The organism is Limnothrix sp. CMB-01 (genome assembly GCF_055193175.1).
The window spans coordinates 3343231-3364317 of sequence record NZ_CM143720.1 but is presented as its reverse complement, the minus strand read 5'-3'; the positions used below and the strand labels follow the sequence as shown (position 1 = coordinate 3364317).

Sequence of the window (21087 nt, the reverse complement as noted above, 5' to 3'; positions counted from 1 at the left end):
ATTTTCTGACCACTTGGGAACGGATTTAGCGCGATCGAATCACCGATAGCAAACTGGAGCGATCGTCTGTCCAAAGTTGGCTAGGGGGTTGGGGTGGAACCGGTTGCCATTGGGTTTGGGGGCGATCGATTAACCAATTCAGATTCTGGGGCGATCGGGCGATCGCCACCCAATGGGAAGGGGTTTTACCGATTGCTTTTTCCGCTTCCAAAACCCGTAAATCCCAGCGATGAATCGCCGTTAAGCGCAAGTCCTGGCTAATGGCTCCCAAGACAGGCAACAGATCAAGATAGCGATTCGTAATGTTAACCAAAATCAAGCCCCGATCAGTCAGTTTTTTGAGATAGCTGACAATGGCTTCACGGGTAATTAAATGCACGGGAATGGAGTCGGAGCTAAAGGCATCCATAATCACCAAATCCAGGGAGCGATCGCCCACCGTTTGCATTTTTAAACGGCCATCCCCAATCTCCACTGTCACCTTGCCCTTTGACAGCTCCAAGAAACTGAAATAGGTGGGATTTTGAGCAATTAACTTCACCGTGGGATCAATTTCATAAAATGTCCATTGCTGATCCGGTTGGGCATAGCTGGCCAACGTACCAATGCCCAGGCCCAAAACCGCCACCCGATCGCGCCGAGATTGATTAAACCCCGCAAAAAATTCCCCGATCGGGCCCGTTTCTGTGAAGTAGGTGAGCGGTCGATCGCGCCGTTGGGGCAGCAGGCTTTGTTGGCCATGGAGTGTGGAGCCGTGAAGCAAGGACATGACCTGTCTTGAGCGATCGCGCACCACCCGATTCACTCCAAAAAAGCTGCGATCAATTAACAGCACCTCGCCCCGTAAGCCCACGGAAAATTGCATCATTAAAATAATGGCCAGTCCCGCAGAAATGATCTTAGTTTTGCGCAATTGCAGCGCCCAACCAATCGAGGCCAGCAAGCCAAAAGCAACGCCATAGGCGGCCCAATAGTCTGCCAGATGATTGAAATTAATTCCTGCTAGCAGTGCGCCAAACCCCAGCCCGATCGCGATCCAACTCCACTTGGGCAAGCGGTGGGAGTTAATCACCGACAGCAGCGTCAAAATCAGAATCAGGGGATATTCCTGGGTTGTGGGAAACAGGTAGGGCGCAGCGATCGCGTTAAACGATCCACCCAAAGCTCCCCCCAAAGCAATCCAGAAATAAAACTGCGTCAGGTAAGTTACGGATGGCTTAATTAGCGCCAGAGTTTGATGGCAAACAAAGGCCGCGATCGCAAATCCCAGCCAGTGAAATGGCAACATCACCCACAAATTTTGGGCCCCATCCAAGCGCGACCAAAACACCAACGGAGTCACCAACAATGGCAAGCTGGCGATCGACAGTGGATAGGCGATCGCGCTCCATCGCCAATTGGAAAAAGCGACAATATAGGTTAGTAGATAGAGGCTGAGGGGAATTGCCCAAAAGAGGGGAATTGCCGCCAAATCCGTGGTGACATAGGTGGTGACACCCAGCGATAAGCTGGCTGGCAAGAAGGCAAATAGGGCCCATTGGAGTCGATCGCGCCAAGTGGGTTGCAAGGGTTTGTTTGGCAAGCTGTCCGGCTCAGAAGCAAACGTCAGGCGATTAACCACTGCGCCATTTTTTGAGCTGGCTGGGGTATTGTCAAGGGTAGTTAATTGTTCTGGTAATGTTGTTAATTCTTCTAGGTTTTCAAGATTCTCCAGCTTTTTAAAGTCTCCTAGTTCTCCAAAATTTTCTGATCTTGGTTGTTGTTTTGATTGCAAAACTTGTTCTGAATCATTTGAATCACTGGAAGACCTCCCGGAGCGATCGCGCCAAGTAATTAGCACACAGGCCCCAATGAGAAGCAGCTCAACCCCATAGCCCAATTGCCAAAATTGTCGCTGTTCCATCAGGGAAAAAAGCGGCTCAATGGCCCCTGGATATCCCAAAACGCCTAACAAGCTGCCCGCATTACTCGCAGCATAAAGGACATAGGGATCCTTACCTAAATCTAAGCGAGTTTGCGATACCCATCGTTGCAACAAGGGAGCCGTTGCTGAAAGGGCAAAAAACGGCAAAGCCACTCCTAAAAACAAAATTTGGAGCAGAGTAATTAAGGGGCGATCGACAGTAATGGTTGATTGACTCAAGACTTGGTTGAACTGACTCCAAAGCGCCAACCCACCCCCGATCGCCACAGCTCCATGGATCCAAAACTGAGAGCGTAACGACGGGCGATCGCTCAACCAAGCCGCATAGCCATAGCCGGCCAACAGCATCATTTGAAAGAAAGCCTGGCAAACATTCCAAACGGCCGGTGTTCCCCCCAACAGAGGCAGCAGGCTTTTTGCAACAATAAATTGCACCCAAAATAGTAAAAAAGCGCTACCAAAGAGCGCTACCGAAAATATTGTTTTTTTCATGATTCTTGTGAACCAAGGAAGTTTTATAAAACCAAATTATTACCTACTAGCGTAGCTGCCTTACTGGGTTAAATTACATGGGTGTTATCGTCACCTGATCGTTAAGCAGCAAGATGCTCAAGCCCCTTGTTACCACGACTAGCTCCGCAACTTTGGCCCAATGTATTAAGCCTGTCATGCTACTACTCAGTTCTGGCCAACACTGATGCTGCTGTCGCCCATGCCGAGCACGCCGATTTGATCTTAGTTCAGCACCTACTTAGCCCAAATTATCTTAACCTAGTTCCCCAAAAGACAAGGGGCTTAAGCCCCTTGCCCCCGCACTTTCGCACAATCACAATCTGCCAAGATCACGATCTTTCAGGGTTACGATCTTCCAGGGAAATTATTTTCCAGGTTCGTGACTTTTAAGCCTTCAGGATTTGAGGTAACGGAAACCAGATAATCAACGCTAGACCTTAGCGGGTTCTGAAAAGCGGATTTTCAGGTAATCTTCTTCCATTTTAGCGCCCGTTGGTTGCAGAGCCGCCAGGGCTTGGGGCAACACCAAGTTACGGCGATGGTTACCGATCCGAACATTCAGTTCATCACCGGTTTTGCTCAGTTCAATCTGGCTCTTAGGAATGCCCGGCAAGTACATTTCCAGGCTGTAGGTGTTGTCCACCTGCACCACACGCAAGGTCGTTTCTTTGTAATAAACCTGAGCGGGATCTTCGTTGTTCGGGTAAAGGGTTTCCTTCAGGCGATCGAGCGCTGCCAATCCGCACAATTCTTCAGAAAAAAGCGGTACTTCTTTCACCGGCAAGGGGCGGAAATTCTCGTGAATTTCATCCTTATATTTCTGCTGATCGGCTTTCCAGCGATCGAAAAAGGGATCGCTCACCTCCGCCGGAATCACCCGATTGGCCACCACCATATCGGTTGCCACGTTATATAAACTCAGGTAAGCATGGGCCCGCAGCGATTCTTTGATCACCATTTTTTCTGGATTGGTCACCAGCCGCACCGAAGTTTGGGAACTGTCGGTTAAGACCTTTTCCAACGCCTCAATTTGTTCATAGAATTCGTAGGGCGCGTCCATCACTTCCTTATCCGGCAATGAAAAACCAGCGATCGGGCGGAAGATCGGTTCCACCAATGGCCGCAGGGCGACAGACATGCTTTGCAGCGGCTTATAGAAGCGGCGCATGTACCAACCGCCCACCTCCGGCAGACTCAAAAGCCGCAAGGCCGTGCCCGTAGGGGCTGAGTCAATGATCAAGACTTCGTATTCACCCTCGTCGTAGTGCCGCTTCATGCGCACCAGGGCGAAAATTTCGTCCATTCCCGGCAAAATTGCCAATTCTTCCGCTTGTACACCTTCTAGGCCACGCGCTTGCAGGACTTGCGTGATGTAGCGCTTCACTGCGCCCCAATTTCCTTCTAATTCTGCCAGGGCATCCAACTCCGCCGCCCACAGGTTCGGTCGCACCGCGATCGGATCGTGACCCAACTCTAAATCCAGGCTATCGGCTAAGGAATGGGCCGGATCGGTACTGAGGACGAGGGTTTTGTAGCCCAGCTCGGCACAGCGCAGGCCGGTGGCTGCGGCGACGGAGGTTTTACCGACTCCGCCTTTGCCGGTCATCAAAATTACGCGCATGATGGAATTGCCTTTGTTTCGGAGGAGACGATCGCCCAGTGCGCCTCCATTATGGCGTTTTTTGTAAAGCTTTTTGAAGCCTGTCTCAGGTAGGTTGCACGATCTGTCAACCGTTTGCGCGAGCAAAATGCTGTTTCAACACATCCCAGATGGAACATTGCCAATAGTCAATGTGGGAGTTGATTAAACCCTGGGAATTCAGCCCCAGCTCGCTCCAACCGGTGATCGAAATTCGTGGTTTCCAGGGGATTGGTGTAGTCCAAGTCAGAGTCCAGTCTGTGCGGATCGTGCGATCGGTTGTCACGGCAATTTCATGCAGCCTGAGGCAAGGATCCTGAAACCATTGATCAATAAAGGTGATCGTTTTTCGGTAGCGATCAACTCCTCGAAATTCGCTCGTTGGATCTTTGAAATAAACCTCCCGATCGTAAATTTCAAATGTTTGATCCTTAGGAAATTTCTGATAGTCTGCTTTCAAAATTTCAACAACTGATTCTATGTCCATCTGTCTATTCATTTGATTCTCGATATTGATCCAGGGAGCATTTTCAGCATCACAGCCAACGTTCAATTGGTTTCATCAACCAACACACTAAATGGGCCTTGATTTTTAGCTTAGGCGATTGATGAATTTTTGTGATCACTACAATCACTCTTTGGTCATGGTTTCGGAACAAAATCTCTTGAAAATGCTATTCTTATTATGGATTTTCAGTATAATTTCTGCTGAGATTTTTTGAAATTAATTTCTCAATAAATTTTTAATCGCGTTTTTAAGTCAATTCTAAAGCACAATATTCAATAATTCTCAAAATAACTATTTAGTTATAAAATATTCAATGACTCACTCTAGAGCATTCTTTTAACATAGCTCTGCTTGATTATTGCTGAACTTAATTCAATTTTTTGCCCATTAATCTAGCAACTTGTGATTGCAATTGCTATGATCAGAGCCGAGCTAACGTGATCTCAAGCAGTCGTCAAGTTAAGCCCCAAAACTCTTCAAACCACAATCAAGACCGTAGCCCAATCAGCCTCGATCAAGGCTTGGGTCAGGACTAAGGCGCTGAATCCACTCCTCAACTGCATGACCGTGGCCCATGACTAGCCCACTGCAACAAACCTCGCCCACTTTGTGGCCCAACCTTGAGGGTTACGAAATTACTGAGCAACTTTACTCAGGATCTCGCACAGCCGTTTACCGGGCAATTCAGACGGATATAGGGCGATCGGTCGTCATCAAAATTCTTTGCCATGAGTATCCCAGCTTTAACGAGCTGACACAATTTCGCAATCAATATAGCATCGCTAAGTCTTTGAACATTACGGGTATTGTACATCCCTATAGTTTAGAAGCCTATGGCAACAGTTATGCCCTAGTGATGGAAGATTTTAGTGCTATCTCCCTAGAAAATTACCGAAAACAATACTCGATTTCATTAACTGATTTTCTGTTGATTGCCTTACAGGTATCCGAAATTCTCCATAACTTACACCAAAGCCGCGTTATTCATCGAGATATCAAGCCCGCCAATATTTTGATTCAACCCAGCACCAAAGCAATCAAGATCATTGACTTTAGTATTGCTTCCGTGCTGCCCAAGGAAACTCAGGAAATTCAGAACCCTAATCTTCTTGAGGGAACCATTGCCTATTTAGCCCCTGAACAAACCGGCCGCATGAATCGCGGCATTGATTATCGCACGGACTTTTATGCCCTTGGAGTCACCTTTTATCAATTGTTGAGTGGTCGGCTCCCCTTTGAAGCAGCGGATCCCCTCAAACTCATTCACTGTCACATTGCCAAAACACCCACAGCGCTTGACCAGGTGAATCCTGCGATTCCTTCCATGGTGGCAGCCATTGTCTCTAAATTAATGGCAAAAAATGCAGAACATCGCTATCAAACCGCGAAAGGGTTAAAGCATGACCTGGAGGAATGTTGGACACAGTGGGAGGCCGCTCAACAAATTCAGCCTTTTGAGTTGGGAACTCGAGATTTAAGCGATCGATTCCTGATTTCTGACAAACTCTACGGGCGCGATCGGGAAGTTGCTCGTTTATTAGCAGCCTTTGAACGCGTTGCCCAAGGAAGCACAGAATTGATGCTGGTGGCGGGATTTTCCGGGATTGGCAAAACCGCCGTCATTCATGAAATTCACAAGCCTATCACTCGCCAGAAAGGCTATTTCATTAAGGGGAAATTTGATCAATTCAATCGCAATGTTCCTCTCTCGGCTTTTGTGCAAGCTTTCCGCGATTTAATGAGCTATTTGCTTTCTGAGCCAGATAGTCAATTAAACCAATGGCGAACCAAAATTTTGCAAGCCTTGGGAGAAAGTGGACAAGTTTTGGTTGAAGTCATTCCCGAGCTGGAGACCATCATTGGGTCTCAGCCAGCCGTGCCCGAACTATCAGGAACAGCCGCCCAAAATCGATTTAATTTTCTGTTTCAGAAATTTATTCAGGTTTTCACAAGGCCCGATCATCCCTTGGTCATTTTTTTAGATGACTTACAGTGGGCAGATTTAGCTTCTTTGCAACTTTTGAAGGTTTTGATGGGGGATAGTGCCCACTTACTCATGTTGGGAGCCTATCGCGATAATGAGGTTTCGCCCATTCACCCCCTCATGGTTACCCTAGAGGAATTGATTAAAGAAAAAGCGATTGTTAACACCATTACCCTATATCCACTGAGTCTAGAACATACCAATGATTTAGTGGCTGATACGTTGCGTTGCCCGCCCGATCGAGCCTTGCCCCTAACCGAGTCAATTAATCGGAAAACCCAGGGAAACCCTTTTTTCACAACACAATTTCTAAAGTCGCTCCACGAGGAAGGCTGGATTACATTCAACCGAGAAGCCTGCTATTGGGAATGTGATATTTCCAGCATCTACACCCTAACCACGACTGATGATGTGGTGGAGTTTATGGCGGCGCGGCTTCAAAAGCTGCCTGAGTCCACGCGATCGGTCTTAAAGCTAGCGGCTTGTTTGGGTAACCAATTTGACTTAACAACCCTCTCGATTATTGCTCAACAATCTGCCGCAGAAACAGCCAATGCCCTTTGGAAGTCGTTGCAAGAGGGCTTGGTTTTACCCAACAGTCAGGTCTATAAATTTTTCCAGCCGGAGGTACTGACCCCAGCCGATCGGGAGGTGCAGGAACCGCAGGTTAATCCAACCTATCGTTTTTTACACGATCGCGTCCAACAGGCCGCCTATTCCCTGATTGATCCGGCTCAGAAACCCATGACCCATCTGATGATTGGTCAACTTTTGCAGACTCAGCTCTCTGGTTCAGAGTTAGAAAATCGACGATTTGATATTATTAACCACCTAAATTTAGGCCAAGACTTACTCACCACCGATACAGAACGGTTTTCCTTGGCTCAAAGTAATTTGGAAGCTGCCCAAAAAGCCAAAATGGCAACGGCCTATGCGGCTGCTAGCAACTTTGTTAATACGGGGTTATCACTCCTATCCAATGATCGTTGGCAGAAACAATACCACCTGAGTTTGGAGCTACATATCTTAGCGGCCGAGGTGGCATGCCTCATGGGCGACATTGCCGAGATGGACAATCATTGTCAGCAGGTTTTAACGGCAGCTCAAAATCCATTAGACAAGGTAGAAATCTACAAAATTCAAATTAATGCCCTCGCCACTCGCAACCAAATGTCAGAGGCGATCGCGATCGGGACTGGTGCACTTTCAGAATTGGGTGTGGAGTTTCCAACTCAAACCAGCTCAACCATCAATCATCAAGTGCTTGAATCGTTAGCTCAGCAACTTGAAGATTATGTCATTGAAAATTTAGGCCAGCTTTCTCCTATGACTAATCCTCGCATCGTAGCAGCGATGAAGTTAATGGCGATGCTGTTCACACCAATTTATATGGTAAAAGCAGAGCTATTTCCATTGATTTGTGCGCGGATGGTGAGTCTGTCTTTGGAATTTGGAAATAGCTCTGTTTCCATGATTGGCTATATCGGCTATGGTTTAATTTTGACCAATTTTTACAATGAATTTGAAAAGGGATATAAATTTGGCAAAGTGTCCTTAGAGTTACTTGATCACTTCAGTTCCCGTGAACATCGAACTATGACACTCTTATTTTTCAGTATTTTTATTCAACATCGTCATAATTCTTTGCGATCAACCATCCCTATGCTCAAAGAAGGCTATCTTTTGGGAATGGAAACTGGTAATTTACTCTATGCTAGTTATAACATCAACAATTACTTTTATAGTCAGTTTTTTTCTGGTTCTTGCTTAACCGATATAGAACCAGAACTCGGCCAATACTGCGCGGTCTTGAACCAAATGCAGCAAGAAAACCCTGTGAGCTATCTTTACATGCAACAACAGGCAATTCAAAGCTTAATAATCAGCACCGATTATCCTGACCGACTCGTTGGCGAGAACTATGATGAGCTTGTGACGTTCCCAAAGTATGTTCAAAAAAATGAATTACTCGGACTGGCATGGGCTTATATTCATAAATTAATTTTGGCTTATCTTTTTGGCTATTATAAACGCGCCCTTGAATATATTAATTCAGGCTCTGCTTACTTGAGTACTATTGCAGGGTTTATCCATATTCCAGTTTTCCATTTCTATGCAGGGCTAACCTACTTCCGGGCTGCCATTACTCAGGCTAGCCTAGGGCAATCGCGGGCCTTATCTCTCGGAGAACAGCAGCAAACTGCCTTAGCCACTTGGGCCAATCAATCGCCAATTAACCATCAACATAAGGTGGATTTGTTAGAAGCAGAAAAGTGCCGCGTGCTGGAAAAGTTTTACGAAGCCGGTATTTTGTACGATCGCGCCATCGATGGAGCCAAGGCACAGGGATTTTTACAGGAAGAAGCTTTAGCGAATGAACTGGCTGCCAAGTTCTATTTAGATTGGAACAAGGAAAAATTCGCTGCCAGCTATATGCAAGAAGCCTATTACTGCTATGCCCGATGGGGTGCAAAGGCGAAGGTCAGTGAAATCGAACAGCATTATCCCAAATTGCTGGCTCCTATTCTTGAGTCAACTTCCGAGAAATTGAATCCTCTGGAAACATTTGTTTCTATTGCGACAGCAACCTATAGCTCCACTGCCACACAAAATTCCAGCAGTAATAATCTCAATGTCATGCTCGACTTGGTAGCTATCATTCGAGCATCTCAAAGTATCGCTAGCACCATTCAACTAGAGGAGCTACTGCAACAATTAACGCAAATTATTTTGCAATATTCCGGCGGTGACCAATGCGTTTTGATGGTTCCTGATCATGATGGTGAATGGTTAGTGCGGGCGATCGCCTCCACGGAAACGACCAAGCTTTGCACCATCCCTCTTCAGAATGAAAATTCCCTACCTTTACCCCTAATTCAATGGGTGAAAAATACCAAAGAATCGGTGGTGATCAATGAAGGTCAAACCCATTTGCCGATCGGGGATGCTTTTCTTGATCGCCCGATGCCCCAAAGCGTGTTGTGCTTACCAATCCTCAACCAAGCGCAATTGGTGGGCATTTTGTATCTCAGTAACCAAGCTGCGAAAAATGTATTTACAAGCGATCGGCTCTTGGTTCTGAATTTTCTTTGTGCCCAAGCAGCGATTTCACTGGAAAATGCTCGGCTCTATCAGCAAGCACGCACCTATGCTCAACAGCTTGAACAATCTCAACTACAAATTGTTCAAAGCGAAAAAATGGCATCTTTGGGAAACTTGGTGGCAGGAGTTGCCCATGAAATCAATAACCCAATCGGCTTTTTAAATGGCAGCATTCAAAATTTGCAAGATTCTTTTCAGGATCTCATTGGTCATTTAGAACTCTATCAACAACATTATCCCAACCCTGAACCCAGCATCACGGAAAATGCAGAAGAGATTGATTTAGACTTTCTGAGTGAAGATTTGCCAACCTTGTTGAAATCGATGCAATTGGCAACCGATCGCATTAAAGGTATTAGCAATAGTCTGCGCACCTTTTCACGGGCAGATACTGAATATAAAGTCCAAGCCAATTTACATGAAGGAATCGACAGCACATTATTGATTCTGAAATATCGACTAAAAGCCAATGAGCATCGCCCCGCTATTGAAGTCATTCAAGACTATGGGGACATTCCGGCAATCGATTGCTTTCCGGGACAGCTTAATCAAGTGTTTATGAATCTTTTGGCCAACGCGATCGACATGTTCGATGAGCTAGCGCAAGGGCAAGCATTCGAGGCGCTAGCGGCCCATCCGCAAACCATTACGATTGGCACTCGACGGGTGGATGATCACGTGCAAGTGACCATTCAAGACAATGGCAAGGGCATGAACGAGGAATTGCAATCCAAGATTTTTGATCCCACTTTCACTACCAAGGCCGTTGGCAAAGGCACAGGGTTGGGCTTGGCGATCGCTCGCCAAATTGTGGTGGAAAAACATGGCGGTAGCTTAATGGTGCGATCGGAGTTGGGCCAGGGGTCTCAGTTTCTGATGAGTTTGCCCATTCACGGATCTTGAGCAGCTTGCGAAATGGTTGGAGATTTCGATCACAGACTGCCTGAAATTAATAACCTGGAGCTAATAGCCTAGAACCAATAACCTGGAACCAATAATCCGAAATTAATAACCTAGGCTCCATAGCCTGAAATTCAATGCCGATCAGCGAGCAACAATCAGAAACAGGGATCAGCAACAGAGATCAGAACATGAGTGATTACAATTTTGTCGATGGGTTGCGCGATCGCCGTCGCCGGTTAAGCGATCGGGTGTCGTTTCCGGTGGCCCTGTGGTCTGGGCAAGGGGCGGCGCGAAATTTTCCCGCCAATCGCTATCCTTTTCGGGCCAGTAGTCATTTTCTATATTTTGCGGGTCTGTCCCTCGAGCGGGCCGTGCTGCTGATCCTGGACGGGCGCTCCATCCTGTTTTGGGATCAGCCCACGGTTGATGATGCGTTGTGGCACGGGCCGGAACCCTCGCGGGCGGAATTGGCGGCCCAAATGGGGGTGGAGGATGCCTATCCCCTGGCGGAGCTGGCGAGCTATTTGGGCGATCGGGTGACGGAGGTAGCCACCATTGCGGTGCAGTCGCCTGCGGCTCGGGCCGATCAGGAAACATTGCTGGGGCGATCGCTCCCCCAACCGGCCCAGGCGAACGGCCTCGATGGGGCCCTGGTGGATGCGATCGTGGCGGTGCGATCGACCCAGGATCCGATGGCCCTAGGGGAGTTGCGGCGATCGGCGGCGATCGCGGTGGCGGCCCACCGGGCCGGCCTCGCGGCCACTCGCCAAGCCCCCACGGAAGCGGCCGTGCGGGCGGCGATCGAAGCCACTTTGATCGCCCAGGAGGCTTGCCCCGCCTACAACAGCATTGTCACTACCCGGGGCGAAGTGCTCCACAATGAGCGCTACCACCACCCCCTCACGCCGGGAGATTTGTTGTTGGTGGATGCGGGGGCTGAGGTGGCCAGCGGCTGGGCTTCCGACATTACCCGCACCTGGCCCGTATCGGGGCAGTTTTCCGCCACGCAGCGGGCAATTTATGAGGTGGTGTTGGCGGCCCATGATGCGGCGGTGGCGGCGGTGCGGCCGGGGGTGGAATACCGCGACATCCACCACAAGGCGGCTTGGGTGTTGGTGGAAGGCCTGGTGGACTTGGGCATTTTGCGGGGGCAACCGGCGCAGTTGGTCGATCGGGATGCCCATACGCTGTTTTTTCCCCATGGTGTGGGCCACCTGTTGGGGCTGGATGTGCATGACATGGAGGATCTGGGCGATCGCGCGGGTTATGCGCCCGATCGCCAACGCAGTGAGCGGTTTGGCTGGTGTTTCCTGCGGCTCGATCGCCCCCTGGAGGTGGGCATGGTGGTGACGATCGAACCCGGTTTTTATCAAGTGCCGGGCCTGCTGCAAGACCCCGCTCGGCGCGATCGCTATGACGACTGTGTTGATTGGGAACGGTTGGCCCAATTTGCCGATGTGCGCGGTATTCGGATTGAGGATGACGTGTTGGTCACGGCGACAGGGCCGGAGGTGCTCACGGCCGATTTGCCCACGGATCCCGACCAAATTTGCGCGCTGATCACTGGTGCTTAGCGGGTTCAAAAGTCAGCCTCAAGTCTGGCTCCTGGACTGAAACGCCCGTCAGTCCAGGAGCCAGCCCCTAGCTAGACAGCAACAGAGACGGCATCGATCGCCCGCCACCATTGGGCAGCATGGGCGGCATGGGTCGATCGCCCAAATTGCCCCGAATCAGAAATCGATCGGGCAAATCCGCCGCCGATTCTGCCTCCTCCAACGCAGGCGGCGCAGGGGGCAACTCCACCACAAAGGTCGTGCCCTGATTGGGTTCCGACTCAAACCAAAGCCGCCCCCCATGCTGCTCCACAATGGTTTGATAGGCGATCGACAGGCCCAACCCCGTCCCCTGCCCGATCGGCTTCGTACTAAAGAAAGGATCCAAAATGCGATCGTGCACCGCTTCCGGAATGCCGAGGGCATTGTCTCGAATCCGAATCACCGCCCGCCCGCTAGCTGGATCCAGGGCCGTGACCAGCCAGATAGTAGGGCGTTCCTCCTTGGCTAACCATGGGGGCGACTCGATCGCCACCGTCAAAGCATCGATCGCATTTTCAATCAGCGCCGCCAACGCCTGATTCAGCGGGCCCGGATAGCAAGTGATGGCCGGCAGTGCTCCCCACTCATGAATGAGCTGAATCGAATGGAGTTGATCACCGCTGCGCAAGGCATTCAGCCGCCCTTGAAACAACACCAAGGCACTATCCAAACTCTCGTTGAGGTTAATGCTCTTGACAATCGCCTCATCCAACCGCGAGAAAGCCCGCAGCGATCGAACAATCTTTTGGATTCGCTCCACGCCCGATCGCATTGATTGCAACATTCGTGGCCAATCCTCAGCAATGTAAGCAGGATCCACCTCTTCCACCAACGCTTCCACCTCGGCCGCAGGAGCCATCCCCGATCGCGCCCACTCCGCTTGGTAGACATTCACCAAATTCAACAAATCCTGGATATAGTGCCCCGCGTGGGCCAAATTGCCCGCAATGAAGGCCACCGGATTGTTCACCTCATGGGCCACCCCCGCCACCAACTGTTCCAGCCCCGCCAACCGTTCCGCCTGCACCAACTGGGCCTGCTGCCACTTCAGGGCCTGCAACGCCGCCTCCAACTGAGCCGCCTTATCCGCGAGCTTGTCCTCCGCTGCCTGTCGCCGCCGAATTTCCGCTTGGGCCTGTTCGTACAGTTCCGCCTGCAACACGGCCACGGCCAACTGATGGGACAACCGCTCCAACAAATGAATTTCGTTCGGATGCCACTGGCGCGGACTATGGCAGTGGTGAGCAATTAACAGACCCCAGAGCCGGCCATGGTCAGAGATGGGCAACACCAAATTAGCCCGCACTTGGAACCGACGCAGCAAATTGCGATGGCACTCGCTCAGGGGAGCCGTTTCAATGTCGCTGATGGCGCTAATGCGTCCCTGTTGGTAATCCTGGGCGCGGCTGACCTGAAAACAGGTGTCCTCGATCGTCACATCCAACGACGCATCCCAGCCCTCGCCCACGGACTCGGCCACCACAATGCCGCTCCAGTCGGGGTTAAAGCGATAGACCACCACCCGATCGGTCTGCAGCAGTTGGCGCACCTCATTCACCGCCGTGCTCAACACCGCCGTCAAGTCCAGGTCTTGGCGAATGCGTTGGGTCACGCCGCTCAGGAGTTGTTCCTCTTGCAATTGCCGATTTTGGCGCTTGCGGGCTTCCACCGCTTCAGTCACATCCGTTTGCACGCCGATGTAGTGGGTCAAATGGCCCGCCGCATCATGCACGGGGCCGATCGAAAGGCGATTCCAAAAGGGCCGGCCATCCTTGCGGTAATTGAGCAACACCACCTCGCAGGCCTCGCCCCGGCGAATGGCCTGGCTGAGTTGCTCCACCGCCACCGGATCCGTGTCAGGCCCCTGCATAAACCGACAGTTACGCCCCAGCACCTCTTCCCGGCGGTAGCCTGTCATGGTCTCGAAGGCTTCGTTGCAATAGATCAGGGGGCGATCGGGCCGGCTCATATCGGCGATCGCAATGCCACAACTGGCCGAAGCCATCGCCCGTTCATACAACTCCAGGGTCACCGGCAATAACCCTGGACTCGCTTGATTTTCCATAAGCCTCCAAGCTTCAGGATCTGACTCGTCCTCTGATTGGTTTGTGGTTTGCCATCCGGCCAAACATTCAGAACCATTCAACAGCGCCGTTGAATCTTCAGACACCCTCTCGGATGACTGGGCATTCATGGTGTTTTCCGCCGCACCCTGCAACGACAAACAGCGTTCAAGGTCAATCCCTGGTGATCCCGAATCCTTCATTGTTCCGGGTCAGTCCATGGTGATCAAGAGCTTGGTTAAAAAATTTCTCGATTCACCCAATTCAAATGCTGTTGATTAGGATTGGTTTTCACAGAATTTTATTTCCCTAATCTCATTCTAGAAGTGATTTCAGGAAATGATTGGGTCGGCGGCGGCTACCGGCCACGGAGCGATGGGAGCGATGGGAGCTATGGGAGCATTACAGGAGAATTGTGGGGCGTTGCGGGAGCATTGCGAGAACGTGGTGGGAATGTTGCGGGAACGTTGATCGATCGCACGAGACAGACCAAGGCAGACGGATTATTGTTGGCTGTTATTGTGGTTTTCGATTGATGTTGTGGTGTCTGGTGGCGATTCATGCCTAACCTGTTTTGGCCTCGGAAATGGACAAGGGCGATCGCTCCGGCTCGATCGCCCCAGTTGCGTCAGTCGTTAGGGGCGATCGGGCTGGTGGCCAGCTTGCTGGTGGGGGGCTGTGGCGGCGGCGCATCCACCAACTCCGCCAACCGTCCCAGCGCCAGCGGCCCGGCGGATAAAACCCTGAAGTTGCTCTATTGGCAAGCCCCCACCATTTTGAATCCCCACCTGGCCACGGGAAATAAGGATTTTGACGGGGCGCGCGTGGTCTATGAACCCCTCGCCAGCTACGACAAAACGGGCAAATTGGTTTTGTTTTTGGCGGCAGAAGAACCCACCCTGGCCAACGGTGGCGTGGCCAAGGACGGGCGATCGGTCACTTGGAAACTAAAATCCGGCGTGAAGTGGGCCGATGGCAAACCCTTCACCGCTGAGGATGTGGTCTTTACCTATGAGTTTTTGAGCGATCCTAAAACCGGCGCAGCCACCCTCACGGACTACGCCATGGTGAAGTCGGTGCGGGCGATCGATCCGCAAACGGTGCGGATTGAATTCACAGCGCCCACGGCCAGTTGGTCTCAGCCCTTCACTGGCTACAACGGCATGATTTTGCCCAAACACATTTTTCAGGACTATGTGGGAGCCAGGGCCAAGGAAGCACCGGCCAACCTGAAGCCGATCGGGACAGGCCCCTATCAAGTGGAGTCCTTTAAGCCGGGTGATTCGATCGTCTACAAACCGAACCCCAACTACCGCGATCGGGCCAGCCTCGCCTTCGAGCAGGTGGAAATTAAAGGCGGCGGCGATGCCACCTCGGCCGCCCGGGCCGTGCTGCAAACCGGCGATGCCGACTATGCCTACAATCCGCAGGTGGAAGCGCCGATTTTGAGGCAACTGGAAAGCGGCGGCAAGGGCAAACTGCTGGCCGTGACCGGGGCCCAATCGGAACGGATTCACTTTAACTTCACTGACCCCAACCGGGCCACTGCCGACGGGGAGCGATCGAGCGTGCAGTTTCCCCACCCCTTCTTCACGGATAAAACCGTGCGCCAGGCCTTTGCCCTCGCGGTCGATCGCGCCACCATCGCCCAGCAGCTCTATGGCCCCACCGGCAATCCCACAGCCAATCTGATCATCGCTCCCCAGCAGTTTGCCTCACCCAACAACCAAGTGGAATTCAACCTGCAAAAAGCAGCCCAACTGTTGGATCAAGCGGGTTGGAAAGACACCAACGGCAACCAAATTCGCGACAAAAACGGCGTGGAAATGCGGGTGCTGTTTGTCACTTCGGTGAATCCCCTGCGCCAGAAAACCCAGGAGATTGTGAAGCAAGCTTGGGAGTCGATCGGGATTGGCGTGGAACTGAAGTCCGTGGATGCCGGAGCCTTCTTCTCCGGCGACCCGGCCAACGCCGACACCGTAAACCGCTTCCAAGCCGATTTGCAGCTCTACACCACCGGCAACACCTCCCCGGATCCCAGCGCACACCTGAAATGGTGGACTTGCGCCGAAATTGCCAGCAAAGCCAACGACTGGAACCGGAATAACTACACCCGCTATTGCAACTCAGCCTATGACCAAGCTTGGGCCAAAGCCGACCAGGAATTGGATCCGATCAAACGGCAGGCGGCCATGATTGCCCTCAATGACCAACTGATTCAGGATGTGGCCCTGATTCCCCTCATTGCCCGGGCCAAAGTGGGAGCCGTCAGCGATCGATTGCAGGGCGTGGATCTCACCCCTTGGGACAGCGACACCTGGAACATCGCCACCTGGAAGCGTCCCTAACCCTCCATCCATCAATCGGGTTCAGCAACCGCCGAGTTTCTCGCCCTTGCGTTAACGGGGGCCCTTCATGGTATGGTTATTGCGACCTGGACCCGCGCAATCCCAACGCCCGAACCGTGTCAGAGCCGGAAGGCAGCAGCACTAAGGGATGCTTGAGATAGGCGCGGTCTCCGGGTCTCTTTTTTTGTTGATTGCTTTTGCTGATTGCTTTTGCGAATTGCTTCTGTTTATTGCTTCTACTTATTTTTTGTTCGTATTCAATCTTGTAAAGTACCCCGAGCGATCGCGGGATTGATCGCCGGATATATCTCGGGATAGATCTCGGGACGCATTGCGGGATAAGTCGCGGGACACATCACGGGACACATCGCGGGATACATAAATCAACGGGCGAATTTCCTGAGTTGTTGATGAATCCAACAACCACAGACCTGAATTGCATAGGATTGAAGTATTCAGCCTGTTGAACTGAAACCGAGACAGTCCTAGCGAAGGCTGAGGTACTGGTTTTGGCAGCCGATCGATCGGGAACGTCTCAGCGGCAGCCCAGTTCAATCACCAGGGTCAGGGCGCGGGGATTCGCGATCGCACAGCCACTAGGAGCGTAATTAACAATGATGGAGCGGCATCATGGGGCCAGGCAGGCGGCCCAACAGGCCTTCTTAGAGGCCCTCGAACGCCTACGGGAAAATCTGACCGATCCTGAAGATGCGGCCGCCCTTGACACGGTGGAACCCAAAGCAGCCCCCAGCCCCCAGGCCGCAACCGAAACCGCACCTCCCGCCAACCAGGAAATTACCCTGGAGGATTTGGAAGCAGCGATCGAGGACATTGAGCGCTATATGGGCAGCCAGTACCCACAGGACGAAGACCCCCAGGCTCCCGTAAATCCTGAAGATCCCGAAAATTCAGAGAATTCTGCAAGCTCTGAAAATTCCAAGGCGGCACAGGGTGAGGCAAGCAACCCCGATCGCCCCTTGGATCAAGGGATGGAACCAGCGGCCGAAACACCCGATCTGGCAGACTCAAACGCGCTATGGGCAGAAATTCTGTTGGGACTGGAGCAAAAGACCGCTCCTCCGCCACCGCCTGCACCCCACGATCGGCGGCGCTCAGGGGAAACCCGTTGAGTGGTTCCCTCAACGATTGGTGAGCCGTTAGCCGCGCCGCCCTTCTGCGATGCCCTCGATCGCCTCAAAGTAGTCTGCGGCCTCTTGCCACACTTCCCGAAATGACATGGCTCCCGATCGCTCGTTGGGCGACACCAGATGTTCCCATTCGGCAATGTAGCTGGTCACTAAATCCACCATCGGTTCACTGATGCTGCTGGTGGGCATTCCCGCTCCGGCAAACCGATAGACCTGATCGGTGGAAAAAGATTGCAGTTGAAACCCTCCCGGCTGGGTGATGGCTTGGTAGGGGCCAATTTGCACGGACGTTTGCGGGGACGGGGTGGGCTGTTCGATCAGCATGGTTCCAAGCAATGGGGAATTGGGGGGCAATGGGAGGCGATCGGCTTGGGCATCGATCTCATTGGATTTCAATCAATCCATTCAGGCCAAGCAAACTAAGTAAGTCGGGACGATTAATCGAGATCAAGCCAACGCGATCGACCCAAAGCAATCCAGATCAATTCAGGGCGATCGATCCAGAGCGATCGGGCGATCGCGGCCCTAAACCCTGGCCGCAGCCGGGTTGCCGACATTGCTTGCTTGACGCATTTGTCGATCCTCCGGGTAATCCTTGTCGGGAATTGGGACGTAGGAACGAACAATTTTGCGGAATTCATCCCCTTCGATCATTTCTTCGTCGAGCAGTTGATCAACCAATCGATCGACCAGTTCTCGATGCTCACGGAGGATCTGACAGGCCTTTTCGTAGCAGTTGACGGCAATTTCCCGCACGGCGCGATCGATTTTGGCGGCCACCTCTTCGGAATATTCCGGCTGCGACATCCAACCTCGTCCCAAAAACACCTCGCCCGATTGGCTTTCCAGGGCCAAAGTCCCCAAATCAGACATGCCATAGCGAGTGACCATTTCGCGGGCCAAGGTGCTGACCACCTTCAGATCGTTGCTGGCTCCGACGGTGATTTCGGAATCGCCAAACACTTCCTGCTCGGCCGCCCGTCCCCCCAGGGTCATCACAATTCGATCGAGAATCCAAGCACGGGTATAGAGACCGCTATCCACCATTTCTTCATTGAAAACCTGTTGGGCAAACCCACCAATGCCGCCCGATCGGGGAACGATCGTCACCTTATTCAACGGGTCAGAATGCTTCAGCAGCGTCATCAACAGGGCGTGGCCCACCTCGTGATAGGCAATCAAGCGTTTTTTCTTGCTATCCAACAGGGGAGCCAACTTCAGGCCAATGGTGATCCGGTCGATCGCGTCGTCAATTTCCTCCAGGCTGATGGCCGGCTTCCGTCGCCGGGCCGTCAAAATCGCCGCCTCGTTGAGCAAATTCGCCAAATCGGCCCCCGCAAAACCGGGAGTGCGCCGGGCGATCGCCTCGATCGAAACCCCTTCTTCAACCTTCTTGGTACGAGCATGGACTTGCAAAATCGCCAGCCGACCCGTGTAACTGGGTAAATCAACGGTAATTTGGCGATCAAACCGGCCTGGCCGCATCAAGGCCGAGTCCAGCACATCGGGGCGGTTCGTGGCGGCAATAATAATCACCCCGGAGTTGCCCTCAAACCCATCCATCTCGGTCAGCAGTTGGTTGAGGGTTTGTTCCCGTTCATCGTTGCCGCCGCCAATACCCGCGCCCCGTTGGCGACCCACCGCATCAATTTCATCAATAAATACAATGCAAGGGGCGCTCTCCTTTGCCTTGCGGAACAGGTCCCGCACCCGAGACGCACCCACCCCCACGAACATTTCCACAAATTCCGAACCGGACATGCTGAAGAAAGGCACGCCCGCTTCTCCGGCGATCGCCTTGGCCAAAAGGGTTTTGCCCGTTCCCGGCGGCCCCACCAACAACACCCCGCGCGGAATCTTGGCCCCCACGGCCGTAAAGCGTTCCGGCTGCTTCAGGAAAGTCACCACTTCCTGTAGCTCCTCCTTGGCTTCCTCCACCCCGGCCACATCATCAAAGGTCACGCCGGTTTTGGCTTCCATCTGAAACTTGGCACGGGATTTGCCAAAGTTCATGGCCTGGCCCGAAGCGTTGGCCGTGCGGCGCACAATGTTCACCAGTAGGGCAATCACCAACCCCACAAACAGCAAATTGGCAATGAGACTGAGGGCTGCGGTGCGATCGACCGACTCTTGCACCGAGAGTTCCACCCCCTTCGCCCGGGCAATTTCGATCAATTCCGGGTTGCGCTCAAACAGGGTCACTTCGTAGGGCGAGCTGGCGCGACCATTTTGATCCAAAAAGACCCGGGCCAGTTGTTCTGCGGGAAACAGATCAATCCGCTTGACCTGACCCGCCTCCAACTTCTCCATCAGGTCGCCGTAGGTGAGGGTGCGGCCGCGGCGCTGGTTGGCAGGTTGGCTGGCGGATGAGCTGCCGGATTGGCCAGCCGTGGAAGTCGCTTCCGAAGAAGAGCGATCGTTATGTTGGCCTTGGGCCAGTTGACCTTGGGCTAAGGCGGGCGCGGTCACCGTCAACAGGTTAAACAGCAGCAGGGCCGAGGCGATCGCCCGTCGCCGACGATGGCGCGATCGGGTGGGTAGGATCCATGAACCGGGATGCCCCCCACCGGTTCGATCGGCCTGCGATCGGTTGGCGGTGTGGTGCGATGATTCCGAGGGAGATCCCATTCCAAAAAAGCGCATCATGCTGAAAGCTGCTGGCGGTGTGGACTGTTTCTAGTCTAGCTTGCTCCGTCTAGGCCCTTGGCGGTTTGCACAGCCCGGTTCGATCTCTGGGTCATTGTTTGATCGGTGTCTGATCGGCGTTTGATCGGCGAATCGGGGCAATCTGCGATCGGGGCAAGTGTTCGATCGGGGCAAGTGTTCGCAATCCCCAGGCTTTTAGCGATCGCCCACCCGTTGGTCATCAACGGCCCCAAAAATCGCCTCAGGATGGACATAGTGCTTAAATTCCAGCAAATTGTGGAACGGATCGGCTAAAAATGCCGTGTAATGCTCCAATTGTTCCCCAGGAAACCGACGGCGCGGGGGCTGTTCAAAGGTGAGTTGTTTGGCCTCGGCTCGATCGATTAAGGCTTGCCAGTCGGCCAAGGCCGCAAACACCAACCCAAAATGGCGCGGATAGATCCCCTTTTGCGGTTGGCAGGCCCCAGGACTCACGTGGGCCACAATTTGGTTGCCATAGCAATTCAAAATCAGCGAGTTGGGCCCCTCGCGTCCAGCGGTGCAACCCAACCCGTCAATATAAAAGGCCTTGGTTTGGGCCAGGTCGGCCACCGGAAAGGCTAAGTGAAACAGGGCGATCGCCCGGGGATTTTCGGAACCGAAGGGTTGACCCGTGGGAGTTACTTCCAAATTTGCGGGAGTAGCTACAGCCCCGGTTGCTGAAGCCCCGGTTGC

Annotated in this window: 11 protein-coding genes and 1 other RNA gene; 5 read left to right on the top strand and 7 right to left on the bottom strand. The window is 52.4% G+C overall.

What is annotated here, in order from left to right:
• Positions 1–25: 25 nt before the first annotated feature.
• The 3 genes from ACZA91_RS13985 to ACZA91_RS13975 form a co-directional block, all read right to left on the bottom strand.
• Positions 26–2359, bottom strand: coding sequence for a fused MFS/spermidine synthase (locus tag ACZA91_RS13985; protein ID WP_463182846.1), 2334 nt, complete (start codon positions 2357–2359; stop codon positions 26–28).
• Positions 2360–2867: 508 nt separating this feature from the next.
• The gene (locus ACZA91_RS13980; protein ID WP_099532551.1) at positions 2868–4058 is read right to left on the bottom strand and encodes a TRC40/GET3/ArsA family transport-energizing ATPase; all 1191 of its coding nucleotides are present in this window, start codon (positions 4056–4058) and stop codon (positions 2868–2870) included.
• A gap of 106 nt (positions 4059–4164) precedes the next feature.
• Positions 4165–4563, bottom strand: coding sequence for a DUF2358 domain-containing protein (locus ACZA91_RS13975; RefSeq protein WP_463182843.1), 399 nt, complete (start codon positions 4561–4563; stop codon positions 4165–4167).
• 595 nt (positions 4564–5158) lie between these two features.
• Between ACZA91_RS13975 and ACZA91_RS13970 the strand changes: the two genes are divergently transcribed.
• Both ACZA91_RS13970 and ACZA91_RS13965 read left to right on the top strand, forming a co-directional pair.
• The gene (locus tag ACZA91_RS13970; protein WP_463182841.1) at positions 5159–10573 is read left to right on the top strand and encodes a trifunctional serine/threonine-protein kinase/ATP-binding protein/sensor histidine kinase; all 5415 of its coding nucleotides are present in this window, start codon (positions 5159–5161) and stop codon (positions 10571–10573) included.
• 188 nt (positions 10574–10761) lie between these two features.
• Positions 10762–12147 (top strand): aminopeptidase P family protein, encoded by a 1386-nt coding sequence (locus ACZA91_RS13965; RefSeq protein ID WP_463182840.1) that lies wholly within the window; start codon positions 10762–10764, stop codon positions 12145–12147.
• 67 nt (positions 12148–12214) lie between these two features.
• On the opposite strand, the gene ACZA91_RS13960 is transcribed toward ACZA91_RS13965, so the two are convergent.
• On the bottom strand, positions 12215–14233 hold the full coding sequence (locus ACZA91_RS13960) for a sensor histidine kinase (protein WP_463182838.1): 2019 nt from the start codon (positions 14231–14233) through the stop codon (positions 12215–12217).
• 558 nt (positions 14234–14791) lie between these two features.
• Between ACZA91_RS13960 and ACZA91_RS13955 the strand changes: the two genes are divergently transcribed.
• The 3 genes from ACZA91_RS13955 to ACZA91_RS13945 all read left to right on the top strand — a co-directional run bounded on the left by ACZA91_RS13955 (position 14792) and on the right by ACZA91_RS13945 (position 17709).
• Complete coding sequence (locus ACZA91_RS13955; protein ID WP_190527573.1) at positions 14792–16579, top strand: peptide ABC transporter substrate-binding protein; 1788 nt, start codon at positions 14792–14794, stop codon at positions 16577–16579.
• 83 nt (positions 16580–16662) lie between these two features.
• Positions 16663–16759: signal recognition particle sRNA small type (gene ffs, locus ACZA91_RS13950), an RNA gene on the top strand.
• A 434-nt stretch (positions 16760–17193) separates the two neighbouring features.
• A complete protein-coding gene (locus tag ACZA91_RS13945) occupies positions 17194–17709 on the top strand; it encodes a hypothetical protein (RefSeq protein WP_463182836.1) in 516 nt (171 codons plus the stop codon).
• A gap of 27 nt (positions 17710–17736) precedes the next feature.
• Here the strand turns inward: ACZA91_RS13945 and ACZA91_RS13940 are convergent, their stop codons facing one another.
• The 3 genes from ACZA91_RS13940 to ACZA91_RS13930 form a co-directional block, all read right to left on the bottom strand.
• Positions 17737–18051, bottom strand: coding sequence for a hypothetical protein (locus tag ACZA91_RS13940; RefSeq protein ID WP_463182834.1), 315 nt, complete (start codon positions 18049–18051; stop codon positions 17737–17739).
• Between the two features lie 201 nt (positions 18052–18252).
• Positions 18253–20373 carry an ATP-dependent zinc metalloprotease FtsH gene (gene ftsH, locus ACZA91_RS13935; protein ID WP_277924579.1) on the bottom strand — a complete coding sequence of 707 codons (2121 nt, stop codon included), beginning with the start codon at positions 20371–20373 and terminating at the stop codon, positions 18253–18255.
• A gap of 195 nt (positions 20374–20568) precedes the next feature.
• Positions 20569–21042, bottom strand: a complete 474-nt coding sequence (locus tag ACZA91_RS13930; protein WP_393014034.1) for a VOC family protein — start codon at positions 21040–21042, stop codon at positions 20569–20571.
• Positions 21043–21087 lie beyond the last annotated feature (45 nt).

Coding starts and splice junctions, on each gene's coding strand:
- ACZA91_RS13980 (WP_099532551.1), bottom strand. CDS start 4,058: ATGCGCGTAATTTTGATGACCGGCAAAGGCGGAGTCGGTAAAACCTCC.
- ACZA91_RS13975 (WP_463182843.1), bottom strand. CDS start 4,563: ATGGACATAGAATCAGTTGTTGAAATTTTGAAAGCAGACTATCAGAAA.
- ACZA91_RS13970 (WP_463182841.1), top strand. CDS start 5,159: ATGACTAGCCCACTGCAACAAACCTCGCCCACTTTGTGGCCCAACCTT.
- ACZA91_RS13965 (WP_463182840.1), top strand. CDS start 10,762: ATGAGTGATTACAATTTTGTCGATGGGTTGCGCGATCGCCGTCGCCGG.
- ACZA91_RS13960 (WP_463182838.1), bottom strand. CDS start 14,233: ATGGAAAATCAAGCGAGTCCAGGGTTATTGCCGGTGACCCTGGAGTTG.
- ACZA91_RS13955 (WP_190527573.1), top strand. CDS start 14,792: ATGCCTAACCTGTTTTGGCCTCGGAAATGGACAAGGGCGATCGCTCCG.
- ACZA91_RS13945 (WP_463182836.1), top strand. CDS start 17,194: ATGATGGAGCGGCATCATGGGGCCAGGCAGGCGGCCCAACAGGCCTTC.
- ACZA91_RS13940 (WP_463182834.1), bottom strand. CDS start 18,051: ATGCTGATCGAACAGCCCACCCCGTCCCCGCAAACGTCCGTGCAAATT.
- ftsH (WP_277924579.1), bottom strand. CDS start 20,373: ATGATGCGCTTTTTTGGAATGGGATCTCCCTCGGAATCATCGCACCAC.